Origin of the sequence: Fortiea sp. LEGE XX443, assembly GCF_015206815.1 — a bacterium.
Classification (GTDB): domain Bacteria; phylum Cyanobacteriota; class Cyanobacteriia; order Cyanobacteriales; family Nostocaceae; genus Nostoc_B.
This window is the reverse complement of record NZ_JADEXZ010000048.1, coordinates 27,627-46,519: the sequence shown is the minus strand read 5'-3', so window position 1 is coordinate 46,519 and position 18,893 is coordinate 27,627. Positions and strand designations below refer to the sequence as shown.

Genomic DNA, 18,893 nt, shown 5'->3' with positions numbered 1-18,893 from the left:
GTTGAGTGCAGACATTTATCTTGCATATATTTGGGAGGAAAGAGCAGTTGCCGACGGCAACTGCTCTTTCCCCCTTCAGAATGATTATCATTTTTATGGCTTGTATATCTTATTCTCTGGAAGTCCCTTATTCTACTTTCGCACTAATATTTAGAGCGACATGCTGTATTTTTAGCTTTTTTAAACTACTTTCCTAGTTCATGGAGATGATATAGGACTAGTACTTGATTTATGAAATATACGTAGTGGCGTGTCTAGCCTTAAATATGGCAATAAATCTTTTCTTCTATCTCTGTGTTCTCCCTTCGGGTTCGCAGTCGCCTGCGGAGGGAAACCCTCCCGCAGCGCTGCCTCACTGCGCCTCTGCGGTTTATTAATGCACTATTTTAGCCTTGCCACGCCACTACATATACTATTGGCTCGCCTTGTGGGGTGTACAAAAAGAAAGTTTGGTGTTGCATAAATGCGGGATGATTTTCTTATATTTATCTCTCAAAACCTCTTCTTCTCTACGAGACGCTGCGCGAATGCGTACTTTGCGTACTTTGCGGTTCATTATTTCATCCCTAAATTCAGCAACGCCAAGAAAGTTTTTTCTTCTCCCTTCACACCCCACACCCTAGTTTTGGTCAGATAAGTAGAAAGCACCTCCAGTCGCTCTATAACTTTTACCTTTGACTCAGAGTTTCCCCCATAATTGTTTATTTACGTGTCTGATTGCGAAACTTCGCTGATTATTTGCTAGTCATCCGTTATAGTTTTGCTTGGGTTGAACAGTTATATAGCTGTCACATTTGACCCTTTTTAACCAACTATAATTCAGCACATCACAGACACAAAAATGAAACATCAAGGTTTTCATTTTTCTTCCGTAAAAAATATTTATTTTCTTTCTGGAAGAAACCTTGGACTTAATTTATCCCTAAGAGCCGGACTGACAGCTTTGTTAATTGCTGCTACTGGTTCTACATTATTGATGGGTATAGCAAATGGTGGTGGTGCTTCGCCAAGAGTTATGGCGCAAGCTCCTGCAACTGCTAAGGTGATTTATGTCAACCCAGCAACCGGTCAAGACAATGCTGGTGCTGGCGCAACAGAAGCAGCACCTTACAAAACTATTACCTTTGCGCTCAGTCAAGCTCAAGCAGGGACAATTATTCGGCTTGCTCCTGGAACTTATAACCAAGAGTCTGGAGAAACATTCCCTCTTTTAGCCAAATCAGGAGTCACAATACAAGGTGACGAATCAACTAAAGGTCAAGGCACAATAATTACAGGTGCAGGTTTTTACACTAGTAAGACTTTTGCTAGACAAGAAATTACCATCTTGGGTGATAGCAATAGCACGATCGCAGGTGTTACTGTCACAAACCCCACTCAACGCGGCACAGGTATTTGGGTAGAATCTACTAATCCCACGATCCAAAACAACACTTTTACAAACAATGGTAGAGAGGGTGTGTTTGTAACAGGTACAGGAAATCCCAAAGTTGAAGGAAACATTTTTTTCCAAAATAAAGGTAATGGGATTTCCCTTACAAGAGCAGCACAAGGCGAGGTGCGGAATAACTTATTTCAGAATACAGGTTTTGGTTTGGCGATCGGTGGAACTTCCACAACTTTAGTTGAAGGAAACCAAATCATCCAAAACGAAGATGGCTTGTTTATCTCAGACTCTGCTAAACCTGTACTTCGTAAGAATGTCATTCAAAACAATAAACGGGATGGAGTCGTAGCAATTACTACCTCTGAACCCAATCTTGGGACTAATGAAAATCCTGGCGGCAATCTTATTCGTAGTAATGGTCGTTACGATGTAAATAACGCCACTAAAACTAATACTATTGTGGCTGTTGGTAACGATATTGATCAAAAGCGCATATTTGGTCAAGTAGATTTTGTCGCAGCTACAGTTGAACCACCATCTGGGGGTTCTGTTGCCTTTAAGGATGTACCTAGTAATTTTTGGGCAAAAAGCTATATTGAAGCTTTAGCTTCGCAAAATATTATTGCTGGCTTTCCTGATGGTACATTTAAACCCAATGAACCAGTAACTCGCGCACAATTTGCTACCATTGTCACAAAAGCTCTCAATCCATCAGCTAAACGTAGCGCAATCAACTTTAAGGACGTACCAAGCAATTTTTGGGCTTTCGCAGCCATTAAATCTGCTTATCAGAGCCAATTTGTTTCAGGCTATCCCGATGGAACTTTTAAACCACAGCAGCAAATTCCGAGAGTACAAGCACTAGTTGCTTTGGCTAATGGTTTAGGTTTAACTGCCAACAACCAGAATGCTCTTGGATTTTACAACGACGCTGCTCAAATTCCTAATTATGCGGTAGCCCCAGTTGCTGCTGCTACTTTACGGCAATTAGTAATTAACTATCCCACGGTTAAACAATTAGCACCTAATCGTCAAGCAACTAGAGCCGAAGTTGCTGCTTTCGTTTACCAAGCACTAGTTAACGCTGGACGCGCTCAACCGATTCCCTCACCATATTTGGTAACAGTTCAGTAAATCTCTAGTTAAAAAATTAAAAGCGTCAAGACTAGCACTTTGTTAGCTTGACGCTTTTAATTTGACATTTTTTCTTAAATCCAAGGTCTTTATATTGGCTGACCTCGTTTCAACGATTTTTATTGTCTCAAAAATTTTAAGTTTTTCTGATTTCATAATATTTTCTTTATCTTTTCTGTCGTTATTAAGAATATGATTTCAGAGAAGCAGAATGCCAAGCACTACAAAGAAATATGGTAATAATACTTATTTCCGTATCTGTTGACGACGTTGTTCCCATCGCCATAAAAAAACCATCAGAGTCACAATACCTAATTGCAGTGCCAAATTAGGCAAGGCGTTGTCAAGTTCTCGGCCAGCCAGGACTCGAAAAAAGAAGACAAATGCGCCAATAAAACCAGAAGCACCAACACCTATGTAGATAAATTGCCGCAAGCCGCGATAAGGAGTTGCCATTTCTGATTTTAAACGGGCGTATTGTTCAGGATCAAGGCGGGTTTTAGGATTTGGTTCTACCATCGGTAAATAATGCTATAATCTTTTTTCGTGTATGCCGATGTGGCTCAGTGGTAGAGCAGCTGATTCGTAATCAGCAGGCCACGGGTTCAAATCCCGTCATCGGCTTAGGCTTTATAGAACCCATTCGACATTGTATGAAAACCACAAAATACATCAAGCGATCGCTGTGGGTCTAAATCTAGTATTGCTACCCTCTGCCTACCCTTACTAACTTTATCAGCCAAGTGTACCGATATAGTACTTTTACCAACACCACCAACGGTTGCTAAAGCTGCAATAACTACTTGTGCCATTTTAAATACCTCACCTGAATGGAAACTATTAATTTATACAAGCAGAATTAGAAGTAAATGTTAATTCTGTACAAAATTTCACTGATGTTACAGCACTAATGTCTAAGCAAAATACTCTGCTGTTAGAAAAAATAATTCAACATTTGATAAATAAATTAGTTAAATCGTGTTAAGCTGACAGTAGGAATCAAAAAAGCAAGAACGCAAAAGACTTCAAGAAAAATATTGAGGTAAACTCAATAAAGTCCTTTTGCTCTGGTAAATCCACTTCAATATTGTTAGGACTTTTACTAACGATATAAATTAGCCAGATAAATAGGATTGTCACCTTAGTACAAACTTGAAGTCAGTTATAACTTGCTTTAGGTAATAACTAGTAAGAGTTGGCTATACAAGCTAGTATTACCAGCCAGAAATAATTACTCTAGGAGCCTGGGAAGAAAGACTCTTAGTACAACCTGGCAGCCGAACAGAAATTGAAACGGTTACTGAACATAGTTTAAGCGAAATTAACGCTTTTGATTCGTCAAATATGTTCTGGCAGTTGCTTACTTTGGGAATGAAAACTTCAAGCAGAGTAGATATCGTTCCACAAGATTCATGACTTTAAGCATATTGTCAAAAGTCACCAATAAATGACTCAAATCGTAGTATTAGGAGTAGGTAATGCAGAACTATATCTTTGTAATGGAAGATTTATTTCTCTGCATTAATTACGAGCATATTGAGTGATTTTTCAGGAATAGTTGTCAGAAATACCAAATAGCGATCGCGCAGTATCTTAGGGTATCATCTGGTGCGATCGCTATGAGAAGTTTTGAGTAGTTATGATATATCCAAAAATAGGACAGTTGTAGGAACCATTCGGAGTGGAGTGCAATTTTGGTTGGTTGGGTTCAGGGAAAAACCTGGGGAAATGTAAATTGCCACTGTCACCACTCTCAAGGCTTGAGCAACCGATGGGGATTTAATTACAATAACCTGCAATGTTTATGTCAAGCTTTTCTAAACTTTGGTTGATATTAGCAGATGAAACCTCAATTCACACCCGATAGTAACCAGGCTACAAATACCAACTTCATCTGTTGAAAGTTATCTGAAGGTGTATTTGCTAACACTTGTAATATTCCTGAGATCCAAAACCTCATTTATGCAACCTCTGACCACTATTTATTCTAGAACTTTGCAGTCAAAGTAATTGCAGCATTGGTTATTAGTCAGTAGTCAATCATTAGAAAAAGTGACTCAAGACTAATAATCAACAGCAAATTACCAACATTTGAATATGTTCTGGATTTTCAATATTTTGCTTAGTGTGTTTGCCAATAAATGCTATCTGCAAACATTACCAAGCTTTAGTTCTCAGGTAAACCTTCAGTCCCATCGATAAAGTAATTGTAGGAAAACACCAACCATGAGTATTGACAAAAAAATCAGACAAATCGCTTTCTACGGTAAAGGCGGTATTGGTAAGTCTACCACTTCTCAAAACACCTTGGCAGCTATGGCAGAAATGGGTCAACGCATCCTCATTGTAGGTTGTGACCCCAAAGCTGACTCCACCCGTTTGATGCTCCACTCCAAAGCACAAACCACAGTTCTGCACTTAGCTGCTGAACGTGGTGCAGTGGAAGACTTAGAACTCGAAGAAGTAATGCTTACAGGCTTCCGCGGTGTCAAATGCGTGGAATCTGGTGGTCCAGAACCCGGTGTAGGTTGTGCTGGTCGTGGTATTATCACCGCCATCAACTTCTTAGAAGAAAATGGTGCTTACCAAGACGTTGACTTCGTATCTTATGACGTACTAGGTGACGTTGTGTGTGGTGGTTTCGCAATGCCTATCCGCGAAAACAAAGCACAAGAAATTTACATTGTGACATCAGGCGAAATGATGGCGATGTACGCTGCAAACAACATCGCTCGTGGTATTTTGAAATATGCACACACAGGCGGCGTGCGTTTGGGTGGTTTGATTTGTAACAGCCGGAACGTTGACAGAGAAATCGAACTCATCGAAACTCTGGCAAAACGCTTGAACACCCAAATGATTCACTACGTACCCCGCGACAACATTGTTCAACACGCTGAGTTGCGCCGGATGACAGTTAACGAGTATGCACCCGACAGCGCACAAGGTAACGAATATCGGACATTGGCTACAAAGATCATCAACAACAAAAATCTTCAAATTCCTACACCAATTGAAATGGAAGAATTAGAAGAGTTGTTGATTGAATTTGGTATTCTAGAAAGCGAAGAAAATGCTGCCAAAATGATTGCAACAGCTGACAGCAGCACCAAGTAATTTTGATGCTGTCACAAATCATTGGTAAGCAACCAAAACCTTAATACTTCTCGGATAAAGGTTGGGTAGTTCTAGATTTAGACTCCCACCCCCTTTTTAAGGGGGTAAACGAGAAAACAGCCCAAGCCAGTTGTCTCAAGTCAAGGCATTGGTTCCCAACACAAAATCGTTGATTTTTCATTAGTCCGCCTGTGCGGACTTTTTGTAGTAGTGAATTATATTCGTCCAAAGCTTTTCAGACACCCTTTAAACAATAAATGCTCAAAATATGTCTGAAAATATACTTAATTACAAGTATTACTTCTATAGTCATGCAGTCGCAATTCCATCATTTTTTTAATTAAAATACGTAAAAAAATTATCCAAAATTGCTTTTTAGATCATTTCCAAAGATCGGATATCTTCTGAGGATTTAGCAGCCAATAGATATCTTTAGTTCAATAGTTGTTGAAGTTGATTTAGACTTAAATTGGCTCCTTAATCACAATCAGAGTCAAATCAAGTAAATAATGATCACAGTAGTTGTCGTTATTAACATTCTCATCTCGCTGCTTTTGCTCTACGGAGTTTGGCTACTATGGAAACTTAAGCAACAAATAGCCTTCATCGCAGATAGGTTAACTGCTTATGAAAAATATAGCCATACTCTGCTGTCTCAAGCACCGCAAAATATTGACATTAGTCAAAAAAATATCCATAACCTCCGCCAACGAAATCAATCCCTACAATTAAAAATCCAGCAAGTGCGGCAGATTGTTAGTCTACTATTGTTAGGGCAGCGAGTTGGACAGCGCTATTTTCGCCAACCTAATTTTTTCTTTTTGAGAAAAAAAGTTGCCAAAGCTGGGATGAATCATCGCAACATTTCTGGTTGATAAATTGTCACGATAAATTAACTCGATAAAATCATTCTGGGTTATACAAGGGGAAACAACCAACCTAGAATAGGTGTAAGGAGAGAAACAATTCAAATGTCTAATAACCGTTCTGGAGTCTTTATTGGCGGTATGATGCTGGGAGCTACCATCGGCGCTTTAACCGGGTTGCTGATTGCTCCCCGCAGTGGGCGCGAAACGCGTAAATTTTTAAAGAAATCTGCTGATGCCATCCCGGAATTAGCAGAAGATTTATCAACAAGTGTGCAAATCCAGGCAGATCGTCTGTCTAACAATGCACTACGTAACTGGGATGAAACTTTAGATAGACTGCGGGAAGCGATCGCAGCTGGCATAGATGCTAGTCAGCGTGAAAGTCAAGTCTTGAAGCGTCAAACATCTCAAGCAGACTCAGATTCACTTCCCGAACCTTCGGAACGCTCGTAAATAGCATAACCGTGATTGACCCCCTATTTTGGTTGGGACTGTCCCTACTCCTAGTCGCTGTCAGTCTGACAGCTGTCTTAGTGGCGGCTATACCCGCTTTGCAAGAGTTAGCACGCGCCGCCCGTAGTGCAGAAAAGTTTTTTGACACCCTTTCACGAGAGTTACCGCCGACTTTAAATTCCATCCGCACAACTGGTATAGAAATTACTGACTTAACCAATGATGTCAGCGAAGGTATCAAAAGTGCTGGTCAAGTCGTCAAACAAGTTGACCAAGGCATTGATGGTGCAAAAAAACAAGCCCAAAATATTCAAGTTGGTACTCGCAGCATTGTTGTTGGCATGAAAACTGCTTGGAAGACCTTTACTCGTCAAAAATCTTCTAAGCGAGCAGTGGAACGTTTGCCTGTTACCGAAAAGCAACAGCTAACATTGCGAGAACGAGAAGCCTTAAGACAAGAAAATCGCCGTAATAAAGCAGAAACATACCGATCTAATGATGCTGCTAATTGGGATGGCGGTTCTGACGATGAAGATTATCTATCTTAAAGTTAATTGGATTCTATTTTTCTCATCTCCTGCAAAAATTTAGCCCTAGCAGTCAGAGATAACCTTTTGCTTACTGGTAGAAAACTAAGTAGTCGGACACAATAAAATTCATGGGTGGAGATAGGTGACAGGTTAAAGGCTTCCGCCGTGAGCGTCAGCCGAACGGTTACAGGTTACAGTCAAAAATTTGTGTAATTAATTCTGTCTGATTACTTATTGAATTCAGCCGAGAAGATTAGGAACGGTTGATCCGATTAAGTAGCCAAAGCGATGCTACTAACCCTGCAAAATGTGCAGAAACGGTGTTAGTGTTTGCTTGGACTACAAGCATGTCAAGACCGCTAATAATCCGAGTGGGATCAAAAAATTGCGTAGTGATGGCTTGCGGAGATATCGACCTTGCCACTAGTGTACCGACGATCGCCTGTGCGCCTAAAAGTGTGACTACTGTGCCAATTAAATTTATCCACAGACCTAAGCGTAATACTTGCACAGTTTCGCTTTTACGTGGGCGGTTGCTGGCGTTAGAAGATTGCAGTTGTTTGCCAATTCTGGTGTAACGGAAAGCTAAATAGATACCGGCACCCAAAATAATTAGTCCACAAACCGCTAAAAAGACTCCAAAGCCAGTACCAGGATTATTACTAGGACTACCTGCTCTTTGCGAAAAGATAGCAAAGAGCAGCACAATTATGCTGGAAACCACGCCCAGGACTAACTGAATCCAAAAGCTAATCCAACCTGTCAGACGAAATGTTTGGGCGATCGCCCGAAGAGTAGCAGAAGATGATGGGGCATCGGAATTTTGTGACATACTAATCACCAATTTGCTAGGCGCTTGCTAGATTTACTATCACACTTATCAGATGACCTATGAGTTTCTCAAGTAGAACTTCGCAGAAAAACGGAAAAATCAAGGACTTAAGCCGACTCTGCTAAAAAAACTTTGCTTGGCTAAAAATTCTCTGCGTCAGTCACAACCCGTCAATTTTAGATTGACAGACTAAATAGACAGCCATGACTAAATACTGAATTAATAAAGTGTTTAATAACCTTTACAGACAAAATGGCATTTTACTTGTAAAATTTCTTCGATGGCATTTTATGCTTATGCAGTTCTAATCGGCTCGGCATCATTTGACCCCAATACAGTGGTTAAGCCTCTGTCTTTATTGCTCCTCACCACACTGCCTAGAGCTTAAATAGGAGTGTAATTCTGACGCTCCTGATGTATTACTTGTATCCTACGACTTTAACTGCGTGGGGCATTATTGTTTTGCATTTTTTACGTTGACGCTTTGAACATCCTACCTAAGTAACAGTATATAAATGGCTACTTAAAGTAACACTATATACTGAATGCAATGATTATAAATCCCACCCTAAAGGCATTTTTTTAGCCATTCATTAACCATGAAACTTGAGGATATATATCAATTCTTTGAAAATCCTCCGCCAACTTACCTCTGTCAGGAACTAGCAATTTGTTACATACTGTCTGTTTTACTGCAAGGTGAATCTTACGGAACCGAGTTAATTCAACGTTTAGAAACTGAATACCCAACCTATCGGCTTTCAGATACCGTACTTTATAGTGCGATCAAATTTCTCGAAGATGAAAGGGCAATCAATGGGTATTGGAAGAAGCTCGAAGGACGGGGACGGCCTAGGCGAATGTACCAAGTTTCTCCAGAATGGCAAGTTCAAGCGCAGGATCTAACGCGTCTTTGGCAAGATTACATCAACCAGAGGACAAACTAACTAATAATTAATAATGAATAAGTCTCCTCCATTCAAACAGTAACAATCAGTTATGAATACTGCTATTCTGCCATCTACGTTGCTGCTCACCTTGTTGCTATCAGTTGGGTTGTTTTTCTTTATTCGTGCTGCAACTAAAGACCGCACACAAACCGCACAACTGGTATCTGAGCAAGATGAAGCTGTATTAATGCCTCAGTTACAGGACTATTTCCGTTCGCGGTCTTACCGAGTGGCAGCGGTAGACCAAGACAAAAATCAAGTCATTTTTGAGGGTTTTGTCCAACCTAGCTTATTTCTAGCAATTTTTTTGACGCTGCTCGCAACCGTTGGTTTGGTTTGTTTATCATTGGTTTTATCAATGCTTTTTCCTAACATCAGCACTTTTTTTCTTGGGATAGTGCTGCTATCACCTTTGAGTGGTCTGTTCTATTGGAAAAAAGCAGGAAGAACTGAGAAGGTATTGCTTGATCTGAAAAAAGTTCATCAAGGCGAACCAAACTCTCAAGGTAAAATTACTGTGACTGCTCATCGAGATGAACTGACTGAGCTACAAAAGGCACTCAACTTAAAGCTGAATGATTAAACAATTAGTTTTTGGTTATTTTTTGTACATCTCCCCTAGTGATGGGCAAGAGGAAATAAACAATAGGGAGTAGGAAAGAGGGATTGTTTTGATGTAAATTTTCTCTGTAACAGAACGCCTTAGAGAAAAAGATATCTTGTAAAGAAGCCTTCAAAAGGAAAGCGCAACTCAACTCTCGCTTTTGGATGCTCTGCATCGCTCTTTCTAACTCCCTGATGTATATCAGATGATAATCCAACTCATCTAAACCAATTTGGCTTAAGAAGAGTTGTTTCTCCAATCATCTGGACTACCTCGTACTGGCAAATCAGTCCCAAATTTAAAAAAAATTGAAAATTTTGCATAAACTGAGCAACTTTGCCAGTTAAATGAATATTCAGAACAAACTCAACACGTAAGATCACTGCTTATAGTTCAGCGAGTGGCTACAGCCAAAGGTTCTGAACCTACCGGAGCCTCTAATGTCCGCAGGCTAGGAAATAAGAAATGGTTCTCTTCTACGTATTGAGCACCAAATAGACCTTTTTCTGCCCAGAAATATCGGTCTGTGGTGTGTTCGTTGCGCTTTACGAGTAGCAAAGCTGGTGGCGCAATACCTTCAGCCTGAATGAATTTTCTTGCTGCTGTCACAGGTTTTTCTTCGCCGCTTTCGATGCTATATTGAGGCACATGTTCTAAAATCCGCCGTCCTTCCTGGCGACGACGACTCTTCCGTTTGCGTCTTCTTGCCAACCTATTGTCCTCCTCTTTCAAGCTGTTAGATTGTAGTCATAGCTACAAAATCCGTCGTAATTATAAAAGTTCTAGTTCAAAAAATCAAGAGTTTTTAAACTTTTGATACAACAAAAATATTTTTTTTGAAGGCAAATAAATCTTAAAACAAGTAAAATACATAATTTCTTCATCTAAACCATTACGCAAGAAGCTTTGGTGAAGCTTGATTAAAACAGAGGTAGAATCAATCTGACTCTTAAAAATTCCCTCAAAGCCTGTGATCCTGAGCAAGAAATGAAAAATGTTAATGTCTGCTAGTTCAGATTTTGTGGCTTTATGCCGAGAACAAATAGCATTGTTAGCCCAAGGGTTGGGAGCCTCTTTAAGTGTGGTGTACTTAACACAAGAATTGGTAGAAGCTCCCACCAGTGAGGCGAAACTGATTCCTGTGGTGGTTTATCCAGAAACAGCAGGATTACCACCAGGAGAAGAAAATACGGAAGTAAAAGCACGGAAGCAGTTGCAAATTAGTAATGTTTTATTACTGCCCAAACAACAAAAAAGGTTATTGACAGCAGCTACAGAATGCACTATTTCATCACCAGAGGTGGAAACAACAGATACTGAACAACCAGATTTTCAAGAAGAGTATTTGCTCAGTGGACACCAAATTGTTCTACCCCTCGTACATGAAGGTGTCATGATGGGATTATTGGTGACATGTAGAGAAGACAGAGCTTGGAGTCAACAAGAACAAAGTACAATTCAAAAGATAGTCCAGACTTTGGCGATCGCTTGTGTTTTAGATCAGCGTCGTGCGTGGTTGCAACAACAGCTACATCAACAACAAATTCTCCAAGAACAGCAGCGGGATTTATTAGATAATTTGTTACATCAATTTCGCAATCCCTTAACGGCATTGCGGACTTTTGGCAAACTGCTATTTAAAAGACTGCGTCCAGGAGATCCTAACCGAGAAGTAGGAGCGAATATTGTTCGAGAAAGCGATCGCCTACAAGAATTATTGCAACAATTTGATCAGGTTATTGACTGGACAGAGTTAGATTTAACACCGCTGGCATTACCAGGAAATGAAGTATTTGTAGAAGCAACTGTCCAAACAGAACCCAAACCGATTTTATTGTTACCAGGCACAGGGGAACAAGAAACTGACTGCTCTTTAGCTGATTTATTATCACCGTTATTAGTATCAGCAAAAGCGATCGCTCAGGAACGTCATATCAAATTAAGAACCGAAATACCAAAAAACCTACCTTTGGTTCGTGCCAACATCAAAGCCTTACAAGAAGTATTAAGTAATATCATTGATAATGCTTTAAAATACACACCTACAGGTGGCAAGATTTTCATCCAAGCAGGGCAAGAAAGAGCAAATTTTCAAGGAATTGCGATTACTGATACTGGGCCGGGGATTCCTCAACAAGACATAGAACATTTGGGAGAAAGACATTACCGGGGTATACAAGCACAAACAGAAATTCCAGGTACAGGATTAGGTTTAGCGATCGCTAAACAATTAATCGATCAAATGCACGGCGAAATTGAAGTTTTCAGTCCGGCAATTAATTCAGCGATCGCATCTCCCAATGCACCAGGAACTACGTTTATTATTTGGTTGCCGATTAGTCAAATGAAGGATGAAGGATGAAGTATGAAGTATGAAATTTTAGCCTTCATCCTTTGACTAATAATTATCTGAGGGAGACTAACAAATTTTGATTTACTGTCATTTGTAAATCGGTGTCGGGGTTAATAGCAATTAAATCAACACTATTGCGACCAAAGAATAAGCCAATTAAGCTACCGATGGCAGCGCCACCCAAAACTTCTTCAGTAGCGATCGCGCGATCGCCTGTAACCGCAGATACCGCAGCCGCCGCACCTGCGCCCAACACAGTATTTGTGATAATTGCACGGGTACTAGTACCCTTACTAACTGTTTCCGTTTTAGTAATCACATCAGAAGTAGCTGCGATTTGATACTCTTGACCTGTAGTTAAAACTAGCTTTTGAGCAACAAATTGAGAACCACCTTGAGCAGGTTTGAGTTGACCAACAACTTGACTACCTGCGGGAATCACTACAGTTCCATTTTGGGTAACTACATTTTGGTCAACAGTCAGTGTCAAAGGTGCAGTTTCATCTTTAGTAACCAGGATTTTTTTAGCCTGATCATATTTCACAGGGATAACAGTTCCCTGAGGAATCGTAATTGCAACAGGTGTTGGTGTGGTAGGTTGAGCCGCCACTATGTAAGGTGAGTTAATTGCTGAAGCTTGATTAGAACTAACTAACGCTTGGTAAATAAAAGCTGCTACCTGTGCGCGTGTGGCAGTTGCTGTTGGATTGAGGAACTTAACATTAGGATAGTTCACAACAATTTGCTTCTCAGTTGCCGCAGCAATGGGACTACGTGCATAACTAGCAATCCCAGAGGCATCATTGAAGTATTGCAGAGTGCTGTCGGTATTAATAGGGGCGTATTCTAGACCGTTGGCGAGGGAAACTAAAACCTGTTGACGGGGAATAGCTTGGTTAGGTTCAAAGCGATTTCCTGGATATCCTGAGAGGAAACCGATGGTATAGGCTTGCTGAATAGCGCTAGATGCCCAGTAATTGCTTGGTACATCCACAAACCTGATTGCCTGACGTTGCTGTGCTTTTTGGAAAGCCTTGTTAACCATCGCCGCAAATTGAGCGCGTGTTACTGCTTCTTCTGGGCGGAAACTGCCATCAGGAAAACCTGCAATTACACCCCGCTGTGACAATTCTTGAATAAACTGCGATGCCCAATAGTTAGATGAAACATCAGTAAAAGTAGTTTGAGCAAAAGAAGGTGTAGCTGCCATAAAGGGCGCTACAGTACCAGCCGTGATGCTCAAAGCCATGAGTACAGCAGTTTTAGATTGCCAATGATTTAAAGTAGACATTAATTTTACTCCTCTACATTTATTTGTTTTCTGTTAATTACTTAGACAAATATTTAACAATAAAGTTTCCGATATTTCCTATTTTTTGGTAAATAAATTTGCCGTAATACTACGGATATATATTTAGAAAAAAACAGGTAATACTTAATAGCCAATTAACTATTACCTATTACTTATTTCACATGAGGTATTACCTACCTCCCCTAAAATACTATGCACATTCACCCAAATATTTAATCAGATGATATGGAGATAAAATGGTTGCGGTAGAATTAGATTTTATATACATAAAAATGAAGCGATCGCTCACTATATTGACAGAGGCGATCGCTGATGGAAGTGATTAAATTCACGACTGAAATTTTAGTTAATTAGTATTGTTGCGGGATATAACTAAATTACTTGTCAGTGTGATGTCCAAATCTTCTTCGGGTCTAAGAACAAAGACATCAGCTTGTTTTTTCCGCAACAGTACACTGGCCAAAGCACCCGCAGCACCACCCGCAACAGGTTCTAATACCTCAACTCTACGGTTTCCTGTGAGGAGGGAAATTACAGTAGCCGCACCAGCACCGATCGCCGCATCTGTTAAAATACTGCCAGTATCAGCACCTTTGGTTATTCTTTCAGTTTCGGTAACTGTTCTAGAACGAGCATTAATTGGCAATCTACGGCCAGAAGGAAAAACTAATTCTGAGGCTACAAACCGCACACCTCTTCTATTGTCATTATTTCTCTCATTTCTGTCGCTAGGATAATCTCTGTCGTATAAATCAACAGGTTCTAATCTGCCGATAACTTCAGTTCTAGCAGGAATTAAAACATTTCTATTCCTATCGATAATGTCGTTAGCTATTTTCAGTTTCAGGGACATACTTTCCCCAGGAGTAACCACAACTTTGTCTTTTTCGTAAGTAACAGGCAAAGTTACATTAGCAGGAATAGTAGTTGAGCGTGATTGCCCAATATTATATTGCGCTTGAGCCGGAGCCGAAGCAATCATGGGAGCGATCGCACCTGTAGTTAGTGCGATCGCCATGAATGCAGCAGTTCCAGATTTAATTCGATAAAGGTGTGTCATAACCAGATTTACTTTGATATATGTGACGTGTGTAATGACGAGGAGTTACAAAGATTGTTTCTCACTAGCTTTAGAGCTATCTTTAAGCATATTCCCCTAGTTAGCTGATTGAATGACGAGGCGAATTTGCTGTTGTTCCACTCGATAAGATATTTCGTTACAGCATGATTCAACGTAATACTTATACACTTAACTGTGATAGTAAAGTTGTCTGTAGTCGCCTAGATTAGAGATAATATTTCCAAAGCAACAATTTGCCAAAGTTATGACTCAAGCCATACCCAAACTAGTAACCTTTGAGGAATTTGTTAATTGGCTACCTGAAAATACCGGAGTGCGCTACGAACTACATAATGGAAGTATAGTTGAAATGGCACAACCGCTAGGAGATCACGAAGAAGTTAAAGGGTTTTTAGGTATCGAAATTCCTTTTGAAATCAAACGTTTAGGACTCTCGTACATTGTCCCCAACCAAGTTATAGTCAGACCTTTAGAAAAAGATTCTGGTTATTTTCCAGATGTGTTGGTGCTAAATCAGAAAAATCTGGCAAATGAACCGTTATGGAAAAAAGAATCTACTGTCAGTTTAGGTGCATCAATACCTTTGGTAATTGAAGTTGTATCAACTAACTGGCGAGATGATTACCACTTAAAATTTGCTGATTATGAAGAGATGGGTATCGCCGAATACTGGATTATCGATTATGCGGCGTTAGGTGGACGGAATTTTATTGGTAATCCCAAACAACCGACAATTTTGGTTTGTAACTTAGTTGATGGCGAATATCAGATTAGTAAGTTTCGAGATGACACTCCCATTGTCTCCCAAACTTTTCCCGAATTGCATCTCACCCCAAACCAAATTTTTCAAGCTGGTTTAATTAGTTCATAAATTAAAATATCTGCTACTTCAAAAACAACTCAGCATCAACGTGAAAAAATTCACCCAATGCTTTCGCTTGTGCTTGACTAATTTCTTGCTTACCGTTGATAATTTCAGACACAACACTACTCGAACCAATTACACCGATTAAATCAGTTTCGTTTAAATTTCGAGCTTCCATTAGATGGCGAAGTATTGATAATGGTGTTGTTTCGCCCATTGGGTATTTTTCATCTTCATATTTTTCGATTAAAGCAATTAACAATTCATATAATGCAGATTCTTCAGAGGTTCGATTTTGTCGATGTGCGAGTTCTTCTGCTATGAGTATCGCCTGTTCATTTTCTGCGTCATTTGTAATGACTTTTGGTTGATATTTGGCTAGTAAGAGTGCGTAATTTTCTGGATTAAAAGTCAGGGTCATTTTTCCACTTCTCTTTATCGTATTCCGGGTGAGTTAAAATATATTTTACAAAATTCTTATATATCAAATCATATACCTATGTCTGACTGTTAAAGATTACTGCTGATATGGTTTAATTTCTGCGATAGGTAATAGCAATGTATTTTCTATGTACTGTCTCACGTCATAACTAACATAACAATTGCTATTTAGACACTCCATAAGTAATACATTGGCATCGTGATATTGCTGTATTAGGTTCTTATCCTCTTGGTTGAACTGCCAATGTGTATCAGGACAATCATTGTATTGATTCATTACTAAACTTAATTGTTCAATCCAATTCTGACCATTAATTATCCACCATTGTTTAAATAAATTTGTTTCAATATCTAGTGTAGGAAGTTGCTCTTTAAGTTGTAGTAGTGCTTGCTTTATTTGAGGAGCTAAAGCTAGAAAAAGGATACACTTATCATCAAAACCTACAACTTTATAATTAGGATAGATATGATGGATTAATGAAAGACTAACATCTTTGCTTGATATATTGTTTGAAATTTCTCTAAAAATTTCGTTGAATATAAAATTGCTTAGTTTTTTTGCTAAACTTGGGTTTTTAACCGGATTAAAAATAATTTTATGTAAAAAATGCAGCACTATTACTAGACGAGGATAGCCTATTTCTACTTCATTTGTAACTGCAAAAGCAAAATAGAAAGCACGTTTAATAGATTTTTTATATTGACTATCTACTGCCAGAGATTTTTCATTACTCCATCTCAATAAATTCTGTAAATTTTCATCATCAGATAAAATTGCATCAATTTTATCTTTCATCAACAGTAATAGATGGTCTGCATTTGGTGACATTCCAACGGCAAGAAGAAAGACTTCTCGCCAACGTTTCTCTGTTACGTGAACTATTAGACTTTGTAATGCTTCTTCTGATGACTGCTTGACAAAAACAATTTCTCTAGCAGTGAAATACTCGTGAAATGTCAGATGTGAAAATGAGTAAATACCTTTAGCTCTTGCTACGAGTAATCCATGATGATGTTCAATTGAACGTAAAACTTCCTCACTATCCAGTTGCAGTGCTTCTTCATCAGTATTAGCACCAGGTAAATTGCGGATATATTCTGTAATGTATTGCTCTGCTATTTTCTGTTTAAAGAAGTAGTCACCACTCTCAAAGGTAGTTAGAGCAATTTTACTGAGTAAATCTTCTTTGCGTTGAACTGATAGCTTTTTATAAACTTGATCACGCTGAATTCCTCGCTTGGCATCCCATTTTTTCAAAAGCGCATCTAATCCTTCTTTGTATAATTCAGAACGATTTGCAGGAAAATCGCCAGACTCTTCAAATGCTAAACATAACAGCGTTAGTAATAGTGGACTTGCCGCAAGTTCTTGAATTCGTCTATTTTGTTTGAGGCGTTGGATAAAAGTTTCTGGCGTTACAGGTTTCCCCTTAAACCAGTTATTTGTAAAATTAACAATTTGTTGATCATCAAAATCTGCAACTTCTACCTCTGTGAATTTCTCAAACGTGTATTCTCGTGCGGCGATACGGCACGTCATCACAAAGTTATTATCCTGGAAATGGTTGGAAAAATCACGAATTTCTCGTAAGACTCGCTTTGAATCTTCTTCTTTAATTTCATCTAAACCATCGAGTAAAAATAATGTTTTGCCATGAGCTATGACATAGTGGATAGATGTAATAAATTCTTTCTTTATAAAATTATGTGCTTTAGATACACCATTTATTGTTTGTTCAGTGATATATTCCAATAATGTAGGTTTGTTGGTAGCTTCGGCAAAGTCTTTGAGGGTTATAAAAATTGGTACACGTTCAGCCTGAAACTCACCTCTGATACATTGAATTGCTAGATACTTCAAAAATGTGGTTTTACCTGCTCCAGGCTTTCCTAAAATCATCAGCTTAGAATGTTTCTCAACGGCTTCTAATGCAGGTAATCGTTTTTCAGTAATTTTTACTAGTCCAAAGTGGTTAAAATCATCGCTCGTACACTGTTGAAGTAATTCCTCAATTCCTAAGCGCCGCCGTCCAGTGATTTTCTCTAGAATGTTGACATTGGTATAGATATCATTCAGCCCAATAGGTTGAGTCATATCTAAGACGCGCATTGTGCTATAACGCTCTTCAATGATGGATTTTATCTTTTCGCGTACCTCTTTTACAACAGTAGCGATGTCAGAAGTATTATCTCCTACCTTCATTAGCTCATCTACTGGCGGCAGATTAGCAATGTCTTGCCATTTCAAACTTAGTCTTTCGCAAATTGCAACAAAAATTTCACGATCAACAGGTTTACCTGTAAAAAATTTAGAAATAGGTTGACGACTCTGACAAACCATACCCACTAAATCCTTTTGGAACAATCTCTTACTCGTGAGAGCTTGTCTTGCTAACTGTATACCGTTTTGAGATGCTTGAAGCGATCGCTCTGCCATAGCTGAACAACAAACTTGTGACTTTTTTCGCTATGTTAATTTTCTCTCTGTTACGAAAGTCACGCAACTCATACATAAATCATACCTGAACTCATACTTGCCATAACCCTTGCTCAGACATGATTAGCGCGACATTGTAAGAGTCGTTAATCGAGCATATTTTATGGACACTATTTTAATGTTGTTACTGAGCGCATTTGTAGCCTGGGCAGTGGAAAAGTCTGCCGATGCAGTTTTCAATCTCATTATTGAGTTTTTGCGGAGCGATCGCAATTCAAACCAACAAAATGATAAAGGAGATGATGAACCAGAATTAACCCTTGACAAATAGAATTACTGGTTATACGAAAGAAACTTGTCTGTGTGGCAGGTTTCTTTTTTCTTTGAAGATAAACAAAATAATTTGCCAAGCGGGGAAAACTGGCTCATAATATTGTTAATTTTCGTAAAATTACGGACTTTAGGACTAGAATCCTGATAATCACCTAGTTAAACTATCAAGAGTGCATCTGTACTGCTCGTTCATAA

The 18,893-nt window shown here is 39.2% G+C and carries 18 protein-coding genes and 1 tRNA gene; 11 read left to right on the top strand and 8 right to left on the bottom strand.

The annotated features are described in order from the left end of the window. Window positions 1-841: 841 nt before the first annotated feature. Complete coding sequence (locus IQ259_RS17695) at window positions 842-2,521, top strand: DUF1565 domain-containing protein (RefSeq protein WP_193887106.1); 1,680 nt, start codon at window positions 842-844, stop codon at window positions 2,519-2,521. A gap of 246 nt (window positions 2,522-2,767) precedes the next feature. Here the strand turns inward: IQ259_RS17695 and IQ259_RS17690 are convergent, their stop codons facing one another. After that, window positions 2,768-3,040, bottom strand: a complete 273-nt coding sequence (locus IQ259_RS17690) for a DUF3493 domain-containing protein (protein WP_193887104.1) — start codon at window positions 3,038-3,040, stop codon at window positions 2,768-2,770. A 33-nt stretch (window positions 3,041-3,073) separates the two neighbouring features. Between IQ259_RS17690 and IQ259_RS17685 the strand changes: the two genes are divergently transcribed. Further along, a tRNA-Thr gene (locus tag IQ259_RS17685) sits at window positions 3,074-3,145 on the top strand. Here IQ259_RS17685 and IQ259_RS17680 read toward each other — a convergent pair. Beyond that, complete coding sequence (locus IQ259_RS17680) at window positions 3,145-3,333, bottom strand: ParA family protein (protein WP_193887102.1); 189 nt, start codon at window positions 3,331-3,333, stop codon at window positions 3,145-3,147. The genes IQ259_RS17685 and IQ259_RS17680 overlap by 1 nt on opposite strands. 1,414 nt (window positions 3,334-4,747) lie before the next feature. Between IQ259_RS17680 and nifH the strand changes: the two genes are divergently transcribed. The 4 genes from nifH to IQ259_RS17660 all read left to right on the top strand — a co-directional run bounded on the left by nifH (window position 4,748) and on the right by IQ259_RS17660 (window position 7,508). Then, window positions 4,748-5,638: a nitrogenase iron protein gene (gene nifH / locus IQ259_RS17675; RefSeq protein ID WP_193887100.1), complete on the top strand. Its 891-nt coding sequence runs from the start codon at window positions 4,748-4,750 to the stop codon at window positions 5,636-5,638. A 509-nt stretch (window positions 5,639-6,147) separates the two neighbouring features. After that, window positions 6,148-6,513: a hypothetical protein gene (locus tag IQ259_RS17670; RefSeq protein ID WP_193887098.1), complete on the top strand. Its 366-nt coding sequence runs from the start codon at window positions 6,148-6,150 to the stop codon at window positions 6,511-6,513. A 96-nt stretch (window positions 6,514-6,609) separates the two neighbouring features. Further along, complete coding sequence (locus IQ259_RS17665; RefSeq protein ID WP_193887096.1) at window positions 6,610-6,960, top strand: YtxH domain-containing protein; 351 nt, start codon at window positions 6,610-6,612, stop codon at window positions 6,958-6,960. A gap of 11 nt (window positions 6,961-6,971) precedes the next feature. Then, the gene (locus IQ259_RS17660) at window positions 6,972-7,508 is read left to right on the top strand and encodes a hypothetical protein (RefSeq protein ID WP_193887094.1); all 537 of its coding nucleotides are present in this window, start codon (window positions 6,972-6,974) and stop codon (window positions 7,506-7,508) included. Window positions 7,509-7,743: 235 nt separating this feature from the next. On the opposite strand, the gene IQ259_RS17655 is transcribed toward IQ259_RS17660, so the two are convergent. Beyond that, window positions 7,744-8,322, bottom strand: coding sequence for a DUF3611 family protein (locus tag IQ259_RS17655; RefSeq protein WP_193887092.1), 579 nt, complete (start codon window positions 8,320-8,322; stop codon window positions 7,744-7,746). Window positions 8,323-8,921: 599 nt separating this feature from the next. On the opposite strand from IQ259_RS17655, the gene IQ259_RS17650 reads away from it, so the two are divergent. Together IQ259_RS17650 and IQ259_RS17645 are read left to right on the top strand one after the other, a co-directional pair. Beyond that, complete coding sequence (locus IQ259_RS17650; RefSeq protein WP_193887090.1) at window positions 8,922-9,269, top strand: PadR family transcriptional regulator; 348 nt, start codon at window positions 8,922-8,924, stop codon at window positions 9,267-9,269. A gap of 52 nt (window positions 9,270-9,321) precedes the next feature. Next, on the top strand, window positions 9,322-9,855 hold the full coding sequence (locus tag IQ259_RS17645) for a cofactor assembly of complex C subunit B (protein WP_193887088.1): 534 nt from the start codon (window positions 9,322-9,324) through the stop codon (window positions 9,853-9,855). 414 nt (window positions 9,856-10,269) lie between these two features. On the opposite strand, the gene IQ259_RS17640 is transcribed toward IQ259_RS17645, so the two are convergent. Beyond that, on the bottom strand, window positions 10,270-10,587 hold the full coding sequence (locus IQ259_RS17640; protein ID WP_193887086.1) for a DUF3155 domain-containing protein: 318 nt from the start codon (window positions 10,585-10,587) through the stop codon (window positions 10,270-10,272). Between the two features lie 283 nt (window positions 10,588-10,870). On the opposite strand from IQ259_RS17640, the gene IQ259_RS17635 reads away from it, so the two are divergent. Continuing rightward, window positions 10,871-12,238: a GAF domain-containing sensor histidine kinase gene (locus tag IQ259_RS17635; protein WP_193887084.1), complete on the top strand. Its 1,368-nt coding sequence runs from the start codon at window positions 10,871-10,873 to the stop codon at window positions 12,236-12,238. 43 nt (window positions 12,239-12,281) lie between these two features. Here the strand turns inward: IQ259_RS17635 and IQ259_RS17630 are convergent, their stop codons facing one another. After that, window positions 12,282-13,520, bottom strand: coding sequence for an S-layer homology domain-containing protein (locus IQ259_RS17630; protein WP_193887082.1), 1,239 nt, complete (start codon window positions 13,518-13,520; stop codon window positions 12,282-12,284). Between the two features lie 367 nt (window positions 13,521-13,887). Next, a complete protein-coding gene (locus IQ259_RS17625) occupies window positions 13,888-14,601 on the bottom strand; it encodes a conjugal transfer protein TrbI (protein ID WP_193887080.1) in 714 nt (237 codons plus the stop codon). A 265-nt stretch (window positions 14,602-14,866) separates the two neighbouring features. Between IQ259_RS17625 and IQ259_RS17620 the strand changes: the two genes are divergently transcribed. Next, window positions 14,867-15,493, top strand: coding sequence for a Uma2 family endonuclease (locus IQ259_RS17620; RefSeq protein WP_193887078.1), 627 nt, complete (start codon window positions 14,867-14,869; stop codon window positions 15,491-15,493). Between the two features lie 13 nt (window positions 15,494-15,506). On the opposite strand, the gene IQ259_RS17615 is transcribed toward IQ259_RS17620, so the two are convergent. Both IQ259_RS17615 and IQ259_RS17610 read right to left on the bottom strand, forming a co-directional pair. Further along, entirely contained in the window at window positions 15,507-15,908 is a 402-nt protein-coding gene (locus tag IQ259_RS17615) for a type II toxin-antitoxin system HigA family antitoxin (protein WP_193887076.1), read from the bottom strand. Between the two features lie 96 nt (window positions 15,909-16,004). After that, on the bottom strand, window positions 16,005-18,365 hold the full coding sequence (locus IQ259_RS17610) for an NACHT domain-containing NTPase (RefSeq protein ID WP_193887074.1): 2,361 nt from the start codon (window positions 18,363-18,365) through the stop codon (window positions 16,005-16,007). A gap of 163 nt (window positions 18,366-18,528) precedes the next feature. On the opposite strand from IQ259_RS17610, the gene IQ259_RS17605 reads away from it, so the two are divergent. Next, window positions 18,529-18,696, top strand: a complete 168-nt coding sequence (locus tag IQ259_RS17605) for a hypothetical protein (RefSeq protein WP_193887072.1) — start codon at window positions 18,529-18,531, stop codon at window positions 18,694-18,696. The last annotated feature ends 197 nt before the right edge of the window (window positions 18,697-18,893 follow it).

Bases quoted from the DNA above. Each gene is read 5' to 3' on its own strand.
- IQ259_RS17635 (WP_193887084.1), top strand. From the start codon at position 10,871: ATGTTAATGTCTGCTAGTTCAGATTTTGTGGCTTTATGCCGAGAACAA.
- IQ259_RS17670 (WP_193887098.1), top strand. From the start codon at position 6,148: ATGATCACAGTAGTTGTCGTTATTAACATTCTCATCTCGCTGCTTTTG.
- IQ259_RS17605 (WP_193887072.1), top strand. From the start codon at position 18,529: ATGGACACTATTTTAATGTTGTTACTGAGCGCATTTGTAGCCTGGGCA.
- IQ259_RS17645 (WP_193887088.1), top strand. From the start codon at position 9,322: ATGAATACTGCTATTCTGCCATCTACGTTGCTGCTCACCTTGTTGCTA.
- IQ259_RS17620 (WP_193887078.1), top strand. From the start codon at position 14,867: ATGACTCAAGCCATACCCAAACTAGTAACCTTTGAGGAATTTGTTAAT.
- IQ259_RS17665 (WP_193887096.1), top strand. From the start codon at position 6,610: ATGTCTAATAACCGTTCTGGAGTCTTTATTGGCGGTATGATGCTGGGA.
- nifH (WP_193887100.1), top strand. From the start codon at position 4,748: ATGAGTATTGACAAAAAAATCAGACAAATCGCTTTCTACGGTAAAGGC.
- IQ259_RS17630 (WP_193887082.1), bottom strand. From the start codon at position 13,520: ATGTCTACTTTAAATCATTGGCAATCTAAAACTGCTGTACTCATGGCT.
- IQ259_RS17615 (WP_193887076.1), bottom strand. From the start codon at position 15,908: ATGACCCTGACTTTTAATCCAGAAAATTACGCACTCTTACTAGCCAAA.
- IQ259_RS17650 (WP_193887090.1), top strand. From the start codon at position 8,922: ATGAAACTTGAGGATATATATCAATTCTTTGAAAATCCTCCGCCAACT.
- IQ259_RS17680 (WP_193887102.1), bottom strand. From the start codon at position 3,333: ATGGCACAAGTAGTTATTGCAGCTTTAGCAACCGTTGGTGGTGTTGGT.
- IQ259_RS17610 (WP_193887074.1), bottom strand. From the start codon at position 18,365: ATGGCAGAGCGATCGCTTCAAGCATCTCAAAACGGTATACAGTTAGCA.
- IQ259_RS17655 (WP_193887092.1), bottom strand. From the start codon at position 8,322: ATGTCACAAAATTCCGATGCCCCATCATCTTCTGCTACTCTTCGGGCG.
- IQ259_RS17625 (WP_193887080.1), bottom strand. From the start codon at position 14,601: ATGACACACCTTTATCGAATTAAATCTGGAACTGCTGCATTCATGGCG.
- IQ259_RS17695 (WP_193887106.1), top strand. From the start codon at position 842: ATGAAACATCAAGGTTTTCATTTTTCTTCCGTAAAAAATATTTATTTT.
- IQ259_RS17690 (WP_193887104.1), bottom strand. From the start codon at position 3,040: ATGGTAGAACCAAATCCTAAAACCCGCCTTGATCCTGAACAATACGCC.